Raw genomic sequence first — 17,874 nt, 5'->3', positions numbered from 1 at the left:
GGGCGTCCCCCAAATGATGGCTGCACGCAAGTCCTCCGTGTCGTACTCGGTCGAGCGTAGGTACCTCTTACGCGGCTGCGAGCTTCGCCGCCGAGTCCGCGTCGACGCAGGCCTGGATCATCGCGTCGAGGTCACCGTCCAGGACCTGGTCCAGGTTGTACGCCTTGAATCCGACCCGGTGGTCCGAGATGCGGTTCTCCGGGAAGTTGTACGTACGGATCTTCTCGGAGCGGTCGACGGTGCGGACCTGGCTGCGGCGGGCGTCGGCGGCATTCTTCTCCGCCTCCTCCTGCGCCGCGGCGAGCAGCCTGGAGCGCAGGATACGCATCGCCTGCTCCTTGTTCTGCAGCTGGCTCTTCTCGTTCTGGCAGGAGGCGACGACTCCGGTGGGAATGTGCGTGATGCGCACCGCGGAGTCGGTGGTGTTGACGGACTGGCCGCCGGGTCCGGAGGAGCGGTAGACGTCGATCCGGAGGTCGTTGGGGTTGATCTCCACCTCGACCTCCTCCGCCTCGGGGGTGACGAGGACACCGGCCGCGGAGGTGTGGATACGGCCCTGCGACTCGGTCGCCGGCACGCGCTGCACGCGGTGCACACCGCCCTCGTACTTCAGCCGGGCCCACACGCCCTGTCCGGGCTCCGTGGCGCCCTGGCCGCCCTTGGTCTTCACGGCGACCTGGACGTCCTTGTAGCCGCCCAGCTCGGACTCGGTGGCGTCGATGATCTCGGTCTTCCAGCCGACGCGCTCGGCGTACCGCAGATACATGCGCAGCAGATCGCCGGCGAACAGGGCGGACTCGTCGCCGCCCGCGCCCGCCTTGATCTCCAGGATGACGTCCTTGTCGTCGCTGGGGTCGCGCGGGACGAGGAGAAGGCGCAGCTTCTCCGTCAGTTCCTCGCGCTGCTTCTCCAGCTCCTTGACCTCGGCGGCGAAGTCGGGATCGACGGCGGCGTACTCGCGCCCGGTCTCGATGTCGTCGCCGGTCTGCTTCCAGGAGCGATACGTGGCGACGATCGGGGTGAGCTCGGCGTACCGCTTGTTCAGCTTGCGCGCGTTGGCCTGGTCGGAGTGGACCGACGGGTCGGCGAGCTTCTTCTCCAGGTCGGCGTGCTCACCGATGAGTTCCTCGACGGCCTCGAACATCTTGGGCTCCTGTACTGCGGACGAAAGGGAAGGCGGGCGACCAAAAACGCCGGTCCCGGCGCACTCCGAGGAGTGCGGCGTGGACCGGCGCTGGTGGCTCGCTACTTCTTGGCAGCAGCCTTGCCGAAGCGGGCCTCGAAGCGGGCCACACGGCCACCGGTGTCGAGGATCTTCTGCTTGCCCGTGTAGAACGGGTGGCACTCGGAGCAGACGTCGGCGCGGATGGTGCCGGCCTCGATCGTGCTGCGGGTGGTGAACGACGCGCCGCAGGTGCAGCTGACCTGCGTCTCGACGTACGCGGGGTGGATGTCGCGCTTCAAGGTGTCTCCTAGTTTCGGGAGGGCGCCGGGTCGCAACCGCGGGATGCGGAGGCGTGAACCGGAGCCGACGTACCAGTCTGCCAGGACTGGGGCCATCCCCCAAAACGAGGAGTACGCGTGGTGTATTCCCCGCGGGCCGGAGGAGGCTGTCGCGCCGGTCCCCGCGCCCCTAGCCGGCGCTCACCACGCCGTCGGCGTCCCCCTTGGCCGTGCCTTCGGTAGCCGCCTTCGGGATCGCCCTGTCGTTCTCCAGGGCCGTCCAGACCTGTTTGGCCTGGGTCTCCTTGATGATGACCCGGTTGGGGTCGGCCGGGTCGTACTGGACCGGCATGGTGACCATGGTCATGTCGGAGGAGCTGATGCCCTTGAGGCCGGTGGCGAAGGACATGAGCTTGTTGACGGAGCCGAGGTCGGAGTCGGTGGTGACGGCCTTGGTGGCGGTGTTGGCGAGGTCGTAGAGCTTGGTGGGGTCGCCGAACAGGTTGACGTGCTTGACCTGGTTGATCAGCGCCTTGATGAAGGCCTGCTGGAGCTGGATGCGGCCGAGGTCGGAGCCGTCGCCGACGCCGTGCCGGGTGCGGACCAGGCCGAGGGCCTGCTCACCGTCGAGGGTGTGCGTGCCGGCCTTGAGGTTCAGGTGGCTGTCGTCGTCCTTGATGTTCTTGGTCGTGGTGACCTGGACGCCGCCGAGCTCGTCGATGATCTTCTCGAAGCCGCTGAAGTCGACTTCGAGATAGTGGTCCATGCGGATGCCGCTGAGCGTCTCGACGGTCTTCACCGCGCAGGCGGCGCCGCCGGTGGAGTACGCGGAGTTGAACATCACACCCGACGCGGCGTCGTGTGTGACGCCCTTGGTGTCGGTGCACTCGGGCCGCTCGATGATGGTGTCGCGCGGGATGGAGACCACGCTGGCCTTCTTGTGGCCCTCGTAGACGTGCACGATCATCGCGGTGTCCGAGCGGGCGCTGCCGTCGTCGACGCCGCCGCCCAGCTTCTTGTTGGAGCCGGCGCGGGTGTCCGAGCCCAGGACGAGGATGTTCTCCGAGCCGTTGTCGACCTTGGTCGGCCGGTCGGTGCCGAGGGCCGAGTCGATGTCGACGCTCTTGATGTTGCCGTTGAGCTTGAAGTACAGGTACCCGGCGCCGGTGCCGCCCAGCACAACGATGCCCGCGGCGGTCCAGGCCATGATCAGAAGGCCCTTGCGCCTGCCGCGGGGTTTGCGACGACTGCCCTTGGCGCGGTGGCGCCCCGTGGTGCCGTCCTCGCCCGGTATGCCGGACTCCGGCGTGCTCTCGGCGGACATGTGCTCCTCGAATCTCGTCCGGTCGGTTACCCCCTGCTTTCAGGGTCAGGCGTGGTCGTCACCGCACCATCGTCGCTCCGCCTGGTCAGACGGCGAAACTCGGGAAAGGGTTGCACGACGCGCTGTGACCGCCCTGCGCCTCCACTGCCACAGCGCGTAACGGACTCTTCCGGGCGAACGCCTCTCACCTGCGTTTTCACCCGAGACGGCCGTACCGATCGAATTCGGCCACTTTCAAGATCGTTGTGGCGAAGATCTCGCTCATCACGGCAGAAGGGCCGCCCCCGAGCTGGGGACGGCCCTTCGGAAGGCTCAGCCTCAGTCGCCGTTGCCCGGCATCGGCGTCGTCTTCTGGATCTGCATCAGGAACTCGGCGTTCGACTTCGTCTGCTTCATCTTGTCGAGAAGCAGCTCGACCGCCTGCTGCTGGTCGAGGGCGTGCAGCACCCGGCGCAGCTTCCAGACGATGGCGAGCTCGTCGGGGGCGAGCAGGATCTCTTCCTTGCGGGTGCTGGACGAGTCGACGTCCACCGCCGGGAAGATCCGCTTGTCGGAGAGCTTGCGGTCCAGCTTGAGCTCGAGGTTGCCGGTGCCCTTGAACTCCTCGAAGATCACCTCGTCCATGCGCGAGCCGGTGTCGACCAGCGCGGTGGCCATGATGGTCAGCGAGCCGCCGTCCTCGATGTTGCGGGCCGCACCGAAGAAGCGCTTCGGCGGGTACAGCGCGGTCGAGTCGACACCACCGGACAGGATGCGGCCGGAGGCGGGCGCGGCGAGGTTGTACGCACGGCCCAGACGCGTGATCGAGTCGAGCAGCACGACGACGTCGTGGCCCAGCTCCACCAGACGCTTGGCGCGCTCGATGGCGAGCTCGGCGACCGTGGTGTGGTCCTCGGCCGGGCGGTCGAAGGTCGAGGAGATGACCTCGCCCTTGACCGACCGCTGCATGTCGGTGACCTCTTCCGGACGCTCGTCGACCAGGACGACCATCAGGTGGCACTCGGGGTTGTTGTGCGTGATCGCGTTGGCGATCGCCTGCATGATCATGGTCTTGCCGGTCTTCGGCGGGGCCACGATCAGACCGCGCTGGCCCTTACCGATCGGCGCGACGAGGTCGATGATGCGGGTGGTGAGGATGCCCGGGTCCGTCTCCAGACGGAGGCGGTCCTGCGGGTAGAGCGGGGTGAGCTTGTTGAACTCGGGGCGCCCGCGACCGGAGTCGGGGGCCATGCCGTTGGTCGAGTCCAGGCGCACCAGCGCGTTGAACTTCTCGCGCCGCTCGCCGTCCTTGGGCTGACGGACCGCACCGGTGACGTGGTCACCCTTGCGCAGGCCGTTCTTGCGGACCTGGGCGAGGGAGACGTACACGTCGTTGGGACCCGGCAGGTAGCCCGACGTACGGATGAAGGCGTAGTTGTCGAGGATGTCGAGGATGCCCGCGACGGGGATCAGGACGTCGTCGTCGGCGACCTGCGGCTCGGCGCCCATCTCGTCGCGGCCACGACGGCCACGACGGTCCCGGTACCGGCCACGACGGCCACGGCGGCCGCCCTCGAAGTCGTCGTCGTCCTGCGGGCCGTTGTCCCGCTGGCGGTCCTGGCGGTCCGGACGGCCGCCGCCCTGCTGCTGGTTCTGCTGGCGGTCCTGACGGTCCTGGCGGCCGCCCTGGCCCTGCTGCTCGTCGCCCTTGCGACGGTCACCGCGGTCACCACGGTCGCCGCGGTCACGGCCACGGTCGCCGCGGTCACGGCCACGGTCGCGGCGGCCACGGCCCTCGCCGTCACCGGCGTCACCCTTGGCCTCGCCCTGCTGCGGCTGCGTCTGCGCGGGCGTCTCGGCCTTCGACTCGTTCTTCGCCTCGGCGACGACGGTCTCGGGGCTGCCCGAGGGCGCGCCGGCCTCGGCGGTGGCACGGCGCCGACGGCGCTCGGCCGGGGCGTCGTCGCTGGCCGGCTGGCCAGGAATCTCGATCTGCTGCTGGGCCACGGCCTTCTCGGCGGGGGCCTCGGCCTTCGCCGCCTTCTTCTCGGCGGCGGGAGCGGCGTCATCGCCGGTACGGGCCTTGGAGGTGGCGCGGCGCTTGGGCTTCGTCTCGGTGGCGTCGGCCTTCGCGGCCGGGGCGCCACCGCCCGCCTGCGCCTCCTTGATGACCTCGATCAGCTGGCTCTTGCGCATCCGCGCGGTGCCCCTGATACCGAGGCCGGATGCGACCTGCTGGAGCTCGGCCAGCACCATGCCCTCGAGGCCGGTACCGCGGCGCCGCCTGGAGCCGGCACCGCTGGCAGGCGCGGAGGCGTCCGTGGCGGGCGCGGCAGCGGTCTCCTCGACACGTGCGCCCATCAGATCGGTGGTGTCGCTCACGAAGGGTCCTTCCCTGGAGCGGACGTCGGCCTGTCTGGCTCGGCGACCGGTTGTGCTGTCCGGCTGCGGTCCTTGCTGTGTGGACCGTGCCGGGGCGGTGGTCCGCCGGATTGGCGGAGGAATGTGGTGACGGCGCTTCCCGAAACCGTGGCACTGAGTGTCTGTGTCACGTGGTTTGGTCGCACCGGTTCCGGAGCGTGCCCGGCAAGTCGCTCAGTGCCCGCGTACGAGGTACTGCCCGCGTACGACGTACGGAACACAGTGCGGCTTGGGAGGCTCCCGGAAGGATGTCTGTCCCGGACGGGGACGTGAAGCACCTCGCCATGGTGGGGTCGGGTGCAGACTTGAGATTAACACTACCGGATCCAACAAACATTCCCCCTCTCGAAATCCGGCAACCGCCGGTTTCTACGTCTCACTGGCGGTCGCCAGGGGCAGCACACTGGCACCGTGGGCATCGAGGTCCAGGCGGTTCGCCGCCCAGCCCTCGCCCGCCAGATGAGCCACCTTGTCGGCGCTCTCGACGTCGGCCAGCGCGAGGACCGTCGGTCCCGCGCCGGAGATCACTGCCGGGACTCCGTCGGCCCGCAGCCGCTCCACCAGTGCCGCGCTCTCCGGCATGGCCGGGGCGCGGTACTCCTGGTGGAGCCGGTCCTCTGTCGCCGGCAGCAGCAGCTCGGGGCGCCTGGTCAGGGCCTCGACGAGCAGGGCTGCGCGGCCCGCGTTGGCTGCGGCGTCGACGTGCGGCACTGAGCGCGGGAGCAGACCGCGCGCGGTCTCCGTCAGCACCGGCTTACCGGGCACGAAAACCACCGGAACGATGGAATCGTCGGGCTCCATCCTGATCGCGCGCGCGGCTCCGGCCTCCATCCAGGAGAGCGTGAAGCCGCCGAGCAGACAGGCCGCCACGTTGTCGGGGTGGCCCTCGATCTCGGTGGCCAGCTCCAGCAGGGCGATGTCGTCGAGCCGCGAGTCGCCGCCTATGGTCACTGCTCGCGCGGCGACGATGCCGGCGCAGATGGCGGCCGAGGAGGAGCCGAGGCCCCGGCCGTGCGGAATGCGGTTGGCGCAGACGATCTCCAGGCCGCGCGGCTGTCCGCCCAGCAGGTCGAAGGCGGTGCGCAGGGACCGTACGAGCAGGTGGTTCTCGTCACGCGGGAGCGTCTCACTGCCCTCACCCGCGATGTCGATGTGCAGCCCGGAGTCGGCCACCCGGACGACCACGTCGTCGTAGAGCCCCAGCGACAGGCCGAGGGCGTCGAAGCCCGGACCGAGGTTGGCGCTGGTGGCGGGGACGCGCACCCGGACGGCGGCGGCGCGGAAGGCGGGACCGGCCATCGCTCGAAGACTCTCCTTGAGCTGCGTGATTGTCGAAGACATTTCGATGACGTACGAAGACCCTGCGGGCCGCGGAGACGGCGCGGGACCCGCTGTACGCGAGGGCATATGCAGCGGGCGGGTTCGGTACAGCCTATCGAAGGAAGGTTCTGTGGCGACATAGGGCGCACAGGAGGCGCACGATGCGTGTCGCGAGCCCCCTGTGCACCCCACTGCGTACTGCCTGGTGGGGCCGGTCGGACCGGTCAGGCCAGACCGAGGCGCTCGGCCGCCGTCGCCGCGTCGACCGGGACAGTGACCGGCTGCGGGGCGCCCGCCACGGCCCAGTCGGGGTCCTTGAGGCCGTTGCCGGTGACCGTGCACACGATCCGCTGGCCCGGGTCGACCTTGCCCTGCTCGGCCGCCTTCAGCAGACCGGCCACGGACGCGGCCGAGGCCGGCTCGACGAAAACACCCTCCTGCGCGGCCAACAGCCGGTAGGCGCGCAGGATTTCACGGTCCGTCACCTCGTCGATGAAGCCACCGGACTCGTCCCGCGCGGCCAGCGCGTACTGCCAGGACGCGGGGTTGCCGATGCGGATCGCGGTGGCGATGGTCGACGGGTCCTTGACGATCTCGCCGCGCACGATGGGCGCGGAACCGGAGGCCTGGAATCCCCACATCCGCGGGGTCTGCTTCGCGATGCCGTCGGCGGCGTACTCCGTGTAGCCCTTCCAGTACGCCGTGATGTTGCCCGCGTTGCCGACCGGCAGGACGTGGATGTCGGGGGCGTCGCCGAGCATGTCGACGATCTCGAACGCGGCCGTCTTCTGGCCCTCGATACGCACCGGGTTGACCGAATTGACCAGCGCCACCGGGTAGTTGTCGCTCAGCGCGCGGGCCAGGGTGAGGCAGTCGTCGAAGTTGCCGTCGACCTGGAGGATCTTGGCGCCGTGCACGAGTGCCTGGCCCATCTTGCCGAGCGCGATCTTGCCCTGCGGGACGAGCACGGCCGAGACCATGCCCGCGCGCACGGCGTACGCGGCGGCGGAGGCGGAGGTGTTGCCCGTGGAGGCGCAGATGACCGCCTTCGCGCCCTCTTCCTTTGCCCGTGTGATGGCCATGGTCATGCCGCGGTCCTTGAAGGACCCGGTGGGGTTGGCGCCCTCCACCTTGAGGTGGACCTCACAGCCCGTGCGCTCGGAGAGCACCTGCGCGGGCACGAGGGGCGTGCCGCCCTCGCGGAGCGTCACGACCGGCGTGGTGTCGGAGACGGGCAGCCGGTCCCGGTACTCCTCGATGATTCCGCGCCACTGGTGGGTCATTGCTGGTTACTCTCCTTCAACCCGCATGATGCTGGCGACACCACGCACGGTGTCGAGCTTGCGCAACGCCTCGACGGTGCCGTTGAGGGCGGCGTCGGACGCGCGGTGGGTGACGACGACGAGAGAGGCCTCGCCGCCTCCGTCCTGTCGGCCTTGCTGGCGAACCGTATCGATCGACACGCCGTGCTCGGCGAACACGGTGGCGACCTGGGCGAGAACACCCGGTTTGTCGGCCACGTCGAGGCTGATGTGGAAGCGCGTGACGACCTCGCCCATGCCCGACACGGGCAGCGCGGCGTAGGCGGACTCGCCGGGTCCGGTGGCGCCGTTCAGGCGGTTGCGGCACACGGCGACGAGGTCGCCGAGCACGGCGGAGGCCGTGGGGGCACCGCCCGCGCCGGGGCCGTAGAACATCAGCTGCCCGGAGGCGTCGGACTCCACGAACACGGCGTTGTAGGCGCCGCGGACGGAGGCGAGGGGGTGGCTCAGCGGGATCATCGCGGGGTGCACGCGCGCGGTGACGGAGGCGCCGTCGGCGGCCCGCTCGCAGATGGCGAGCAGCTTGATGGTGCAGCCCATCTCCTTCGCGGTGGCGAAGTCGGCGGCGGTGACCTCGGTCATGCCCTCGCGGTAGACGTCGTCGAGGCGCACGCGCGTGTGGAAGGCGATCCCGGCGAGGATGGCGGCCTTGGCGGCGGCGTCGAAGGCCTCGACATCGGCGGTCGGGTCGGCCTCGGCGTACCCGAGGGCGGTGGCCTCGTCGAGGGCCTCCTGATAGCCCGCGCCCGTGCTGTCCATCTTGTCGAGGATGAAGTTGGTGGTGCCGTTGACGATGCCGAGCACCCGGTTGACCTTGTCGCCGGCGAGGGACTCGCGCAGCGGCCGGATCAGCGGGATGGCACCGGCGACGGCGGCCTCGTAGTAGAGGTCCGCGTCGTGCTCCTCGGCGGCGGCGTGCAGGGCGGCGCCGTCCTGGGCGAGGAGCGCCTTGTTGGCGGAGACGACGGAGGCGCCGTGCTCGAAGGCGGTGGTGATCAGCGTACGGGCGGGCTCGATGCCGCCGATGACCTCGACGACCACGTCGATGTCACCCCGTTTGACGAGAGCGGTGGCGTCCGTGGTGACGAGGCTCGGGTCGATGCCCTCGCGAACCCTGGAGGGCCTGCGGACCGCGACACCCGCGAGCTCCACCGGCGCTCCGATCCGGGCGGCGAGATCATCGGCGTGCGTCGTCATGATGCGCGCCACCTCTGAGCCGACCACTCCACAGCCCAGCAGCGCCACCTTCAGCGGACGCGTACGCATCATCCGACCTCGTTTCCTCATACCGTCACGGTGGGACCAGTCTCACTCACCGGACGGGACTTTCTACCCTTGGTCCGGATTGTGAGATGACTATTTCATTTGTACGGGGGCGGAAAACCGAAGATCTTCCGCCCCCACGGGTTCGGCTCGACCGACGCCGCGTCAGCCGACGTCGAGACGCAGGAGGTCCTCCTCCGTCTCGCGGCGGACGATGACACGCGACGCGCCCTCGTGGACCGACACCACCGGCGGCCGCAGCACGTGGTTGTAGTTGCTGGCCATCGACCGGCAGTACGCGCCCGTCGCCGGTACGGCGATCAGGTCGCCCGGTGCCAGGTCCGCCGGCAGGAAGGCGTCCTTCACCACGATGTCACCGCTCTCGCAGTGCTTGCCGACCACCCGGGCCAGCATGGGCGCGGCGTCGGAGGTGCGGGAGACCAGGGCGACGCTGTACTCGGCGTCGTACAGCGCGGTCCTGATGTTGTCGGACATGCCGCCGTCGACGGAGACGTAGGTCCTGAGCCCGTCGAGGGGCTTGATGGTGCCGACCTCGTAGAGCGTGAAGGCGGTCGGGCCGACGATCGCGCGGCCGGGCTCGACGGAGATCCGCGGCGTGCGCAGCCTGGCCGCCTCGCACTCCCGCGTGACGATCTCGGTGAGCGCCTTGGCGATCTCGTGCGGCTCGCGGGGGTCGTCCTCGCTGGTGTAGGCGATCCCGAGCCCACCACCGAGGTCGATCTCCGGCAGCTCGACACCGTGCTCGTCACGGATGTCCTTCAGCAGGCCCACGACACGGTGGGCGGCGACCTCGAAGCCCGACATGTCGAAGATCTGCGAGCCGATGTGGGAGTGGATCCCGATGACGTCGAGCCCGTCGAGCTGGAGCGCACGCCGTACGGCCTCGGCCGCCTGGCCGCCGGCCAGCGGGATGCCGAACTTCTGGTCCTCGTGGGCGGTGGCGATGAACTCGTGGGTGTGGGCCTCGACGCCGACGGTGATACGGATCTGGACGCGCTGCCGCCTGCCGAGGGACTGGGCGATGTGGGCGACGCGGACGATCTCCTGGAAGGAGTCGAGGACGATCCGTCCGACGCCGTTCTCGATCGCCCTGGTGATCTCCTCCGTCGACTTGTTGTTGCCGTGGAAGGCGATCCGGTCGGCGGGCATACCGGCGGAGAGGGCGGTGGCGAGCTCGCCGCCGGAGCAGACGTCGAGGTTGAGCCCTTCCTCGTGCAGCCAGCGCACGACGGCCCGGGAGAGGAACGCCTTGCCGGCGTAGAAGACGTCCGCGCCGGCCCCGAAGGCGCTGCGCCAGGCACGCGCCCGGGCCCGGAAGTCGGCCTCGTCGACGATGTAGGCGGGGGTCCCGTGTTCCTCGGCGAGGGCCTTGACGTCGATACCGCCGACGGTGACGACGCCGTCCTGGTCGCGCGTGACGGTCTGGGCCCACACCTTGGGGTCGAGCGTGTTGAGGTCGGCGGGCGGAGCGGAGTAGTGGCCCTCGGGGACGACATCGGCGTGACGGGGCCCGGCGGGGTGTGCGGAACGGCTCATTCTGGCTTGCTCTCTAGAGGTGTTCGGGTGCGTCGATACCGAGCAGGGACAGGCCGCCGGCCAGCACCGTCCCGGCGGCTTCGGCGAGCGCGAGCCGGGCGCCGTGGGCGGCCGAGGGTTTCTCCTCGCCGCACGGGAGGACGGAGGCGAGCAGGGGCGTGACGGCATCGGCGACGCTGACGAGGTGCCGGGCGAGACGGTCGGGGGCGCGGTCCTCGGCCGCGTGGGCGAGGACGCGGGGGTGATCGGCGAGGTGGGTGAGGAGGTTTTTGGCCTCGGTCGCGGTGTCGGTCCCGGTCCCGGTGTTGGTCTCGATCCCGGTCAGGGCCTGGGGTTCGGCGTCGAATCCCAGGTCGGCGGCATTACGGCTGACAGCCCGGATGCGGGCGTGGGCGTAACGGACACGGAAGAGAGGGTTGCTCTCACGCTGGACGAGGTAATCGTCGCCGATCCGGGGCCCGTCGTGCGAGGCGGGGTGGAGCAGGGCCCAGCGGCCGGCGTCACGGCCGAGTCGGACGGGGTCGGACAGGGCCGGAGCAGGTCGTATGTTGACCACCAGCGGGCCGGGGAACACGCGCTTGCCGTACGCGTCGAGACGTACGCCGAGGCCGGTCTCCCATTCCGGCGCCGGGCGGGTCGTACAGGTGACACGGACGGCGGCCCCCTGCGAGCGCATGATCCGGCCGAGAGCGTCCGCGACAACGACGGCACGGACCTCGTGGGCGGCCTGGAGCTGCCAGACGTCGCCGCTGAACCCGGTGGCGTACCCGTACCGCTTCCCCCGCTCCTGGATCTCCTCCACGAGGGTGGCGGAGGCGGTGTCGCGGAGGCGGATGTTGAGGAAGCCGGGGCCGGTGACGACGACGTCTTCGATGCGGTGGTCGGCGTGGGCGGCCTGGTCGGCGTCGTCGGTCTGGCCGGCCTGGCCGGTGAGGAGGCGGGCCCGGATGATCTCGGCGACGTCTCGGGGCGGCAGCCCGGCCGGGCGCGCGAGCTGAAGGGCGATGCCGGTGGCGTAGTCACCACACCCACCGGGCCCGGGCACCGTGACGACGGCCCGCTCCGGAACGGTGACGCTCAGCTCCCCCGCGTCGACAGCACGACGCACCGCGCGCAGCACGGTGCGGGAGAGCTCGACGGGGGTCACGGGACAAGCGTAGGGGAGGAGGGGGGTGGGTAGGCGAGCCGGTTTGTGCGGGGGTCCGGGATCTGGACGGGAGCCGGGATGTGGACGGGGTTAGGCGTGGCGGGGTGGTGGGTCGCGTGCCTGGGCGGGGCGGGGGTGGGTCGCGTAGCGGGGCGGGGTGTGCGGCGTGCGCCGGCGGTTCAGCCGCCGGCTCGTCCGGCACGCTCGGCACTCTCGGCGCGCTCGGTCTCTCCGGCTCCGAGGATGCCGTCGAACGCGGACGGGTCCTCCTGGACCGCTCCCCCGCTCCCTCCGCTCCCCCGCCGTTCGATCAACTGCCGTACCAGACGCACGAGTTCGGCAGGCTCGAAGGGCTTGGCAAGAAAGGCGTCGACACCCACGTCGAGGCCGGTGTCGACCTCGTACTGAGTACAGGCGCTGACGATCGCGAGCGGCAGATGACTGGTCCGAGGGTCACTCCGAAGCTGCGCGGCGGTCCGGAGCCCGTCCAGCCGCGGCATGACGACATCCAGGGTCACCACATCGGGCCGCACCTGATGAACGACATCCAGACACTCGGCACCATCGGCCGCGGTCACCACCTCGAACCCCTCCAGTTCGAGATTGACCCTGATCAGCTGCCGGATGACCTTGTTGTCGTCCACAACAAGCACCCGGCCGGACACGCCTGGCACACCTTGAGAGTAGGTCGGGACCGGCCACCGCGTCCGGGTTTTCCCCACTTCTGCCCCTGCCGGGTGATCCCCACCTCCCCACCCCCCACTTCAACCCCCCTGCCCGACCCGCCCGAACCCACCCTCCGACCCCGCAAAACCCGTTCATGAACACCCCGACGGAACTGGTAGGGTTCTACCCGTCGCCGCGAACACCGCGACCGACACGCCCCCGTAGCTCAGGGGATAGAGCAACGGCCTCCGGAGCCGTGTGCGCAGGTTCGAATCCTGCCGGGGGCACTCGCCGGTCAGCAACCCAGAACAACGGTCTGACCAGGGCGGATGCCGAACGAAAAGGGCGGGAGTCAGTCTCACTGACTCCCGCCCTTTCTCTCTGTCTCTCACGGTTTGTGTGTGAGGGGCGTGTGAGCCACACGCGAGCGGACGGCGGGCCTGTCTGCTTCATCGCGCGCCACGGGTACGCCCGCCCATATTCGGCGGCGGACGCGGCCCCGGGGTTGCCAGAATGGCCGCCATGGCACGACGGCAAACCCCTGCGTACGCCTGGCCCGTTCACCTAGTGCGACCTCCGACAGGACAGCGCCTTGTCTATCTAGACCTCAACCATTGGATCAGCCTGGCCAAGGCCGCTACAGGACATCGGACCGGAGGGCCCTACCAGCCGGCGCTCACTGCGGTGCGAGACGCTGCCCGATCGGGGCTGTACCGCTTCCCTCTGTCCCTTACCCACTACATGGAAATGGCGGGGATCCAGGATCCCCGCCAGCGAGCCGATATCGCCGATGTGATGGAAGAGCTCTCGGGGTTCACCACCTTGCTCACCCACACGCACATCATGCAACTGGAAGTTGAGGAAGCCCTCGATCAGGCACTCGGCACCGATTCTCCACACCTTACAGATATCGAGCTGTTGGGATACGGCATCGGTCATGCCATGGGAATGCGAGGTGGTCTGCACATCCGGTCAGCTTCGGGTGATGTCACCGCAGAGACTCGCGCCACCTGGCCTGATGGACCAGCAGCTTTTGATCTGATGTTGGCAAATGCACGCGAGCAGGTTGAGCGCTCCATGCTGCGAGGGCCCACTGACGCCGAAGTGCCAAACCTTAAGGCAAATGGATGGGACCCGACAGCAGCTAAGAGAAGTGCCGAAAACCGAGCCGAATCGGAGCGGCAGCTAGCTCAACGACTCGATAATGAGCCCCAGTATTGGAACCGCCTGCGCGACGTGGTACAGGCCCGATACATGTCCCTCGAAGTCATCGACATGCTCACCCAGGCACTCCTTGACCGAGGCAAGACACTTTCTGACGTAGTCACGGGCCGAGAGTCGATCAGGTCTTTCGCAGACTGCATGCCAAGCGCTGACGTCTATTCGACCCTCACGGAGGCGGCACATCGCAATCGCCAAAAATCATGGGAACCCAACGACATCTTCGACATTGATGCATTGAGCATTGCGGTACCGTACTGCGACATCGTAGTGACCGAACGCTATGCGTCTCATGTCCTCCGTGCCGCCCACCTCCCACAGGGAATGAAAACCGATGTATTCCCCAGACTAAAGGACCTAACGGAATGGCTGAATCGCCAGTGAGTGTGCGGCTGCCTGACCGCACACTCACGTGACGAGTTCCCTACTCCCAGCCCATGGTCTTTTCGATCTTCTTGTTGTCCTCCTCCTCGCTGTTGTCGAGACAGCCCGCGTAGTGGCGGTCGATGACCTCCGGCGACGTGCCGGCGCGTCGGGCCACCTCGGCTACGGGGAGGCCGGAGCGGAGCCAGTCCGTGATGCACGTCGCCCGGCCGTCGTACGGCTTCCCAGCGAGAGGTGAGGCCACCTTGTGGGGCGGGAACGCCAAGGGGCGAGCCTCCTCCCACACACGCCAGTAGCTGGACGTGCCCACCAGGCCGCCCCGCTCGTTCTGGAACACCCGGCCGTCCGCTGCTGTCCCGAACTCCTTCACGTGCGCCCGGAGCATCGCCACCAGGATGGGCGGGATCGGCACCGGCCGGTCCGCCTCAGGATCCCGCATCTTCAGCCCTCGCTTGTCGTGACGCTGGCCGGAGTCGGTCCACGTCTTTCCCGATACCGGACGCGTTTCCCGTAGGGTGAGAACGCCCCACCCCTTCTCCGGCAGGTGGCAATCGTTCAGGCGCAATGCCACGACTTCCGCCGGGCGCATCGCCGCGTAGAGGATGCACCCGAAGAACGCGACCAGGCGTCTTCCCCGGTTTCGGTGGACTGATCCCACGTACGAGACCGCCGTCAGGAACTCACGCCCCTGTACGGCATTCATGAGGACTCGCGGGTCGATTGGGCCGCTAGCGGCAGTGGCCGGACGTTCCAGTCCGGCGAGCGGGTTTTCGTCCAGGTATCGCTTCTGGATCGCGTACGCCATGGCCGCGTTGAAGCAGCGACGGCGACGCTTGTACGTGTCCTTGGCTGCCAACTTGCCATCAAGCTTGTAGGCGAGCCGGTAATGGACGTCCTCTGCGATGCCAGACCGCTTCAGCGAGGACAGGGGGAGGGAGTTCTCCGCGAGCCAAGAGCACACCTTCTCAAGGTCCGGCGGGGGCTCCTGGTCCGCGTGAGCCGGTACGACAACCCATCGCACGGCCCTCCGGACCGCCCGAAGTTCCGGCGCATCGGGCCTGTCCGCGAGCATCCCCAAAGCTGCCGCGGCAAGGCTGTCGGCAAACCCTTCCCGCGTCTTTGCTGCCGCAGTGCGCCAACGCCGCTTCATGAATTCGCGCGTGAACTCCCACCACGTGGGGTCGGACTTTGCCTCAGCCTTTGCCGCTTCGGCCGCTTGCGCTTGCCGTATCTCCGACTCAGGGAGACCCGACTTCACGTCGAAAGCCTCGCCCTTACGCATGGCTTTCCAGAGATCCGACCGACGGCTTTCAGCTAGCGCTGTTGTGGCGAAGGTGGCGTGGCAAACCTTCCCTGCGACCACCCAACGCAGTTGATAGGGAGCCGACTTACTGGAAATCTTGCTGATCTCCCAGATACGGACGTCGGTGGAAAGGATGAGCTCTTCAGGTTCGGCAGGGCGCCCGCCATTGCGGGCGTCCTGCGGTGCGCTGGTCTTGCGGTGGGTCACGCGGCTTCCTCCAGAGCGGCAATCCAGCGCTCCAATTCCGAACGACGAATCCGCACGGCGCCGTTCGGGAGCTTGATTGCTTTCGGTCCTTTCCTCTGCTGTCGCCACCGATAGAAGGTCGAAAGCGGTACGCCGATTTCCTCGATGACCTGGGAAATCGTGAGCATCTCGTCACGCGCCACGGTCAGCCTCCGATTCGCCAGCGGAGTCGGACAGGTGGGACAGCCCCGATCCGGGCTGTCCCACCTTTCCGTGCAGGTCAGCGGGGGGACTGGGGCAGTCGGACACTTGGGACACCCCCGGTACGGCCTCGGTCCGGGTTGTGGTGTCCGGGTAGTAGCGGCCGGTGCCGTCCTTGGTGAGTTGTCCGTCTGCGGCCATGCGGGAGCAGGTGCGGCGGACGTTCTCGGCATCGAGCTGCGGCAGCGCGGCGACGATGTCCTTGGGTCGGGCGCCGGGGTGGGCGCGGACGTGCCGGAGGATCGCGGCGCGGGTGTCGCCGATGGTGTGGTCGGTGACCGGTCCATCGAGCATCTGCCAGGCGCCGGAGGCGGCTTGGAACTGAAGCGCGTACTCGGCTTCGTCCACGTCGCGTCCGGTGACGTGCAGGATGCCGTCCGCCTGCCCGCGCGCCCGCTTCAGTACGAGCGTGGCGTCCGCGGCTCCGGCGATGCCGTTGGTGCCGGACACCTCGGTCAGGAAGTCGTCCGAGCCCGCTTTGCGGACGTGGTGAACGAGCACCACAGCGATGCCGTAGTGGTCGGCGATGCGCTTCGCGTAGCCGACGGCAATGTAGTCCGCGTCATAGGCGGACACGCCCTGCGGGGCGGGGCCGCGCATCTTGGCGAACACGTCGATGACGACCATGCGGGCGTCCGGGTTGCGCTCCAACCATCCGGCGATGGCGTCGCTGCCGCCCTGGGGGAAGGGCGGGCATTCGGTGACCAGCGTCAGCCCGGCCGGGGCCGGTTGGCCTCCGAGCATCTTGCCCATGCGGGTCTGGAGACGGCGCGGGGTGTCTTCCAAGGCGAGGTAGAGCACCGGGCCGCCGTCGACCGGCATCGAGTCGAAGGCGTGCCCGCCGGAGGCGACCGCGAGGGCCAGGCCGAGGGACAGCCACGACTTGCCCACCTTCGGGGGCCCGGCGAGCAGGTTGACGCCCTCAGCGAGGATGCCGGGCACGGCCCACTTCGGCTCGGGGAAGTCCGCGGCCATGAGCTGATCCGCGGTCCATGCGGTGCGCGGGCGCTCCCGCTTGGGCAGCTCCCGCCGGGCCGCTTCGGGGTCGCTGGGTACGGAGTACAGGTGCAGTGGGGGGATCGGGTCGGCGCTCATGCGGCAACCTGCCGGGGGCGGTTGGCTCCGGCCCGCAGGCCGGAGGCGATAGTGCGGCGTGCCTCGCGCTCGCCTTGGCCGACGCTGAGCGCCGCTTCGGTGAGCCGCTCGGTCACCGTGTGCGCGTCCAACTCTCCGCCGGCGACCAGCTGTCCGAGGGCGACGGAGGCGATGTAGAGGGCGTTGTTGTGCTCGTGCGGGCCGGAGGTGGTGACGCGGGTCAACTCGCCGTTGAGCGCGGCGGCCAGGAACTTGCCGCGCCGGTCCCGAGCCGTCAGCGGAACCGTGACGGGTCGCTGTGGGGGCAGGGGCACGGGGCGCAGCAGAGCCGTCAGCCAGTCCGGCAGCGGCGCCGTGGGCGCGTCATGGACGGTCGCATACGGCTGGCCGTTGACGGCGCTGCCGGGCGCGACGACGTAGCCGCCCGCCGCGCGGGTGTCGACCTTCCAGCCCAGTCCGCGGGCGCTGTCCCCGGCGGTGTTACGCAGCGACTGGCCCTCGGGTGCGGCGAAGTACAGGTGCGTGCCACCGCTCCACGTGCGCACGGTGTAGGTGTCGGCGGGGAAGGGTTGGCCGTGGCGCTCGCAGAGCACGGCGAGCACGTCGGCTCCGTCGGTGACGCCGTGCTCTGCCCATCCGGCCGGCGGGGTGTCGTCCGGGGTCTTGGGGGTGTCGAGGTCGATCACGACCAGGCCGGAAGGGCCGGTGGCGATGGCGAGGTTATAGGGGGCGTGCGTCCAGCACCGGGTGATGCGCTCGCGGTCGGTGGTGGCGCGGGTCTCCCAGTCGCGGACGGCGGGGCGCTTGTCGCCGGGAATGAGCGGGAAGACGTGCCAGCCGCGCGACGCAGCGTCAAGCGCAGCGGTGAGCTGGGCAGGGCCGTCCAGTTGCGGCATGCTGGAGGTTCTCCTGTTCTGTCGAAGGGACAAGGGAGCCGAGGCGGGCGCGGTCTTGTGGTGAGAGGCGCCCGCCTCGGGCGCGT

Annotated in this window: 15 protein-coding genes and 1 tRNA gene; 2 read left to right on the top strand and 14 right to left on the bottom strand. The window is 69.1% G+C overall.

Annotation, left to right across the window (positions count from 1 at the left end; all coding sequences use genetic code 11):
- Positions 1-67 precede the first annotated feature (67 nt).
- From prfA to SLINC_RS30580, 10 genes are all read right to left on the bottom strand, one after another.
- A complete protein-coding gene (gene prfA, locus SLINC_RS30625) occupies positions 68-1,144 on the bottom strand; it encodes a peptide chain release factor 1 (RefSeq protein ID WP_067439683.1) in 1,077 nt (358 codons plus the stop codon).
- A gap of 101 nt (positions 1,145-1,245) precedes the next feature.
- The gene (gene rpmE, locus SLINC_RS30620) at positions 1,246-1,464 is read right to left on the bottom strand and encodes a 50S ribosomal protein L31 (protein WP_067439679.1); all 219 of its coding nucleotides are present in this window, start codon (positions 1,462-1,464) and stop codon (positions 1,246-1,248) included.
- Between the two features lie 169 nt (positions 1,465-1,633).
- The gene (locus tag SLINC_RS30615; protein WP_067439674.1) at positions 1,634-2,767 is read right to left on the bottom strand and encodes an LCP family protein; all 1,134 of its coding nucleotides are present in this window, start codon (positions 2,765-2,767) and stop codon (positions 1,634-1,636) included.
- A gap of 318 nt (positions 2,768-3,085) precedes the next feature.
- Positions 3,086-5,128 (bottom strand): transcription termination factor Rho, encoded by a 2,043-nt coding sequence (rho, locus tag SLINC_RS30610; protein ID WP_067439671.1) that lies wholly within the window; start codon positions 5,126-5,128, stop codon positions 3,086-3,088.
- A gap of 408 nt (positions 5,129-5,536) precedes the next feature.
- Positions 5,537-6,466, bottom strand: coding sequence for a homoserine kinase (gene thrB, locus SLINC_RS30605; RefSeq protein ID WP_067439668.1), 930 nt, complete (start codon positions 6,464-6,466; stop codon positions 5,537-5,539).
- A gap of 245 nt (positions 6,467-6,711) precedes the next feature.
- Positions 6,712-7,770, bottom strand: a complete 1,059-nt coding sequence (thrC, locus tag SLINC_RS30600) for a threonine synthase (protein WP_067439665.1) — start codon at positions 7,768-7,770, stop codon at positions 6,712-6,714.
- A gap of 6 nt (positions 7,771-7,776) precedes the next feature.
- The gene (locus SLINC_RS30595) at positions 7,777-9,075 is read right to left on the bottom strand and encodes a homoserine dehydrogenase (RefSeq protein WP_067445883.1); all 1,299 of its coding nucleotides are present in this window, start codon (positions 9,073-9,075) and stop codon (positions 7,777-7,779) included.
- A 162-nt stretch (positions 9,076-9,237) separates the two neighbouring features.
- On the bottom strand, positions 9,238-10,629 hold the full coding sequence (gene lysA / locus SLINC_RS30590) for a diaminopimelate decarboxylase (protein WP_067439663.1): 1,392 nt from the start codon (positions 10,627-10,629) through the stop codon (positions 9,238-9,240).
- Between the two features lie 13 nt (positions 10,630-10,642).
- Positions 10,643-11,776 carry an ArgS-related anticodon-binding protein NrtL gene (gene nrtL, locus SLINC_RS30585; RefSeq protein WP_067439660.1) on the bottom strand — a complete coding sequence of 378 codons (1,134 nt, stop codon included), beginning with the start codon at positions 11,774-11,776 and terminating at the stop codon, positions 10,643-10,645.
- Between the two features lie 179 nt (positions 11,777-11,955).
- The gene (locus SLINC_RS30580; RefSeq protein ID WP_079164810.1) at positions 11,956-12,498 is read right to left on the bottom strand and encodes a response regulator; all 543 of its coding nucleotides are present in this window, start codon (positions 12,496-12,498) and stop codon (positions 11,956-11,958) included.
- 159 nt (positions 12,499-12,657) lie between these two features.
- On the opposite strand from SLINC_RS30580, the gene SLINC_RS30575 reads away from it, so the two are divergent.
- Positions 12,658-12,729, top strand: a tRNA-Arg gene (locus SLINC_RS30575).
- Positions 12,730-13,189: 460 nt separating this feature from the next.
- Positions 13,190-14,047 (top strand): hypothetical protein, encoded by an 858-nt coding sequence (locus SLINC_RS48150; RefSeq protein WP_152038984.1) that lies wholly within the window; start codon positions 13,190-13,192, stop codon positions 14,045-14,047.
- Positions 14,048-14,087: 40 nt separating this feature from the next.
- On the opposite strand, the gene SLINC_RS30570 is transcribed toward SLINC_RS48150, so the two are convergent.
- Genes SLINC_RS30570 through SLINC_RS30555 form a run of 4 tightly spaced genes read right to left on the bottom strand, consistent with a single transcriptional unit; the run spans position 14,088 to position 17,788 of the window.
- A complete protein-coding gene (locus SLINC_RS30570) occupies positions 14,088-15,557 on the bottom strand; it encodes a tyrosine-type recombinase/integrase (protein ID WP_067439655.1) in 1,470 nt (489 codons plus the stop codon).
- Complete coding sequence (locus SLINC_RS30565) at positions 15,554-15,745, bottom strand: helix-turn-helix transcriptional regulator (RefSeq protein ID WP_107406877.1); 192 nt, start codon at positions 15,743-15,745, stop codon at positions 15,554-15,556. Before SLINC_RS30565 ends, SLINC_RS30570 begins: the two co-directional genes overlap by 4 nt.
- Positions 15,729-16,892, bottom strand: a complete 1,164-nt coding sequence (locus SLINC_RS30560) for an AAA family ATPase (RefSeq protein ID WP_067439649.1) — start codon at positions 16,890-16,892, stop codon at positions 15,729-15,731. Before SLINC_RS30560 ends, SLINC_RS30565 begins: the two co-directional genes overlap by 17 nt.
- Complete coding sequence (locus SLINC_RS30555; RefSeq protein ID WP_067439645.1) at positions 16,889-17,788, bottom strand: bifunctional DNA primase/polymerase; 900 nt, start codon at positions 17,786-17,788, stop codon at positions 16,889-16,891. The genes SLINC_RS30560 and SLINC_RS30555 overlap by 4 nt, the downstream gene beginning before the upstream one ends.
- Between the last annotated feature and the right edge of the window lie 86 nt (positions 17,789-17,874).

It is taken from the genome of Streptomyces lincolnensis, from assembly GCF_001685355.1.
GTDB lineage: Bacteria > Actinomycetota > Actinomycetes > Streptomycetales > Streptomycetaceae > Streptomyces > Streptomyces lincolnensis.
Note: the sequence above shows the minus strand (reverse complement) of the source record. Positions and strands in the feature narration are given on the sequence as shown.

Bases quoted from the DNA above. Each gene is read 5' to 3' on its own strand.
- prfA (WP_067439683.1), bottom strand. From the start codon at position 1,144: ATGTTCGAGGCCGTCGAGGAACTCATCGGTGAGCACGCCGACCTGGAG.
- SLINC_RS30615 (WP_067439674.1), bottom strand. From the start codon at position 2,767: ATGTCCGCCGAGAGCACGCCGGAGTCCGGCATACCGGGCGAGGACGGC.
- thrB (WP_067439668.1), bottom strand. From the start codon at position 6,466: ATGGCCGGTCCCGCCTTCCGCGCCGCCGCCGTCCGGGTGCGCGTCCCC.
- thrC (WP_067439665.1), bottom strand. From the start codon at position 7,770: ATGACCCACCAGTGGCGCGGAATCATCGAGGAGTACCGGGACCGGCTG.
- SLINC_RS30595 (WP_067445883.1), bottom strand. From the start codon at position 9,075: ATGCGTACGCGTCCGCTGAAGGTGGCGCTGCTGGGCTGTGGAGTGGTC.
- lysA (WP_067439663.1), bottom strand. From the start codon at position 10,629: ATGAGCCGTTCCGCACACCCCGCCGGGCCCCGTCACGCCGATGTCGTC.
- SLINC_RS48150 (WP_152038984.1), top strand. From the start codon at position 13,190: ATGGCGGGGATCCAGGATCCCCGCCAGCGAGCCGATATCGCCGATGTG.
- SLINC_RS30560 (WP_067439649.1), bottom strand. From the start codon at position 16,892: ATGAGCGCCGACCCGATCCCCCCACTGCACCTGTACTCCGTACCCAGC.
- SLINC_RS30555 (WP_067439645.1), bottom strand. From the start codon at position 17,788: ATGCCGCAACTGGACGGCCCTGCCCAGCTCACCGCTGCGCTTGACGCT.